At 39.7% G+C, this 1920-nt stretch carries 2 protein-coding genes; one reads left to right on the forward strand and one right to left on the reverse strand.

Annotation, left to right across the window (positions count from 1 at the left end; genetic code table 11):
* Positions 1–173: 173 nt before the first annotated feature.
* Positions 174–1475, forward strand: coding sequence for an SIR2 family protein (locus CDZ87_RS16615; protein WP_245834754.1), 1302 nt, complete (start codon positions 174–176; stop codon positions 1473–1475).
* A gap of 222 nt (positions 1476–1697) precedes the next feature.
* Here the strand turns inward: CDZ87_RS16615 and CDZ87_RS17260 are convergent.
* The coding region (locus CDZ87_RS17260) for a hypothetical protein (protein ID WP_216639397.1) at positions 1698–1920 on the reverse strand (223 nt) is incomplete at its 5' end.

Below are 1920 nucleotides of genomic sequence, written 5' to 3' on the forward strand. Positions count from 1 at the left end.
AATCAAAGGTTTAGAATGGCAACTAACAAAGCGTTTAAGGCAGATTCGCAACGCTTAGCATTTTCGGTTTGCTTTGAAATTAGTGTTTACGGCACAATGGTTTAAGTTAGGTGGCAGTGTTGCTCACTACTTAACGCGGCGTTATAACAAAGAGGTAATGTATTTTGAGTGAGATGTTTGAAATTGCTTATGCAGCTGCTTCAAATAGAATTTGTTTTTTTACCGGAACTGGCTTTTCCAAAGCGGTTACAGATAAAAAAGCACCGAGTTGGCAAGGTCTTCTCGAAGATTTGATTGGTTTGTTGCCAAATGCAAAAGAAACTAAGGCTGCTCTGTTCCCTGAGAATGGGAAAAACCCTTTGACTCTGGAAGAAAGTGCGCAAGTTATAGCAATCGAATTGTCCAGTATTGGACTCAATATTCATACGGAAACAGCTAGACTAATTGAAAGCGTAGAACTTTCTGGAGAAATAGGGCCTGTAACTGAGTTTATGACTAAGCGCTCTTTTAGAGCAGTAACTACAAATTATGACAAACTCCTAGAAAAAATCGCAAACGAAAGTGATTGTCACTCAATTGCACCAGGTCTACCCATACCAAGATCAATATCTAGGGCTAAAATTTATCATGTGCATGGTTCAGTGGACGCCCCAAGTAATATGGTCATAACATCTGACGATTACTTTAAGTTCCTCAACGGTGAATCTTATTTCTCGCGGAAGCTAAGTACTGTGTTACATGAAAATACAGTAGTAATACTTGGTTATTCTTTGGGTGATACAAACTTGAAAGCGATCATTAGCGACTATAAAGGGTTTTCAAAAAACCACGTTGTGAGTTCGAATATCTTTTTGATTTCACGTTCATCGGTGGCGCAACAAGTTAAAGACTATTATTCTCATTGTTATGGCATTCGTGTTCTAGATAACAAGGATGTCGTTGAATTTTTTGCAGAATTAAATCAACAAATACCGGAAGCTGAGAAATGTGTGGAATCCTCAGTTAGCAACATCAAAAAAGTACTCTTTGAGAATCATAGCTATAAAAAAGAGTTCTTGGGCCTTTACAACTCGTTTTACGAAATTATTGCTTCATTAGGAGCTGCAGGCCTAAGTATTAACGACCAAAATGTAGTTGAAGCTATTAGTAAAATTATCGCAACGAAAACAGAACTGACCCATGAGAATAATGCTTGGGATCAGTATGTCCAATTGGCTAATTGGTTGATATATATCGGCAGTATATTGGATATCAAAGATACAGCATTGGAAACCGAGTATTTAAAAGCGGTTAAACGTTCTATGGAGACAATGCGTAGAGAATTGTATATCGGATACTCTTGGCATGCTTATAAGGCATGGAACAGAGGTTGGGCAACACTGACCCCTAGTAATCGTTCCCTTGTAAGAAAGTTTATTGAAGAGAACTCTGGTTACGAAGACGCACTGTCTATCGTACAAAAATCTTTGTTATAACAAACTGTTTAAGAGGGATTCGCAACGCGTGGCATTTTTACTATGCGTTGGCTTTAGTGTTTAAGGTGGTCTGCAGCGGCTTTTGTATTGCGTTGCTCACCCCTTAACAGGGCGTTATGTTTACTTGTATTTCAGTGGCTTAAAGTTTCTTCGATCACTGTTCTTTGTCTCTTTGGCAGTTCGTTCGAGTTACTTCAGCAAATCGGCATTGTCGGCTCAAGTTCATGAATTACTCAGCCCGTAAAACATACTAATGTTCGTGGGTTGCTTCATTTTCAGGTCGTGGCGGTTTGTTTTAAATTTTACTGGCTCTAAGTCGCTTTCTGCGTATTTGCCAAGTAGCATATCGGCTTGGCAGTTGCCTCGGCAATTTGCCATTGTTCTGCGCTGTGGTTGGAAAGAGAGGGCGCTTGTTGAACGTTGGTCGGGTTGCCTCATTGGGCAG

Origin of the sequence: Vibrio salilacus, from assembly GCF_002811245.1 — a bacterium.
Classification (GTDB): domain Bacteria; phylum Pseudomonadota; class Gammaproteobacteria; order Enterobacterales; family Vibrionaceae; genus Vibrio; species Vibrio salilacus.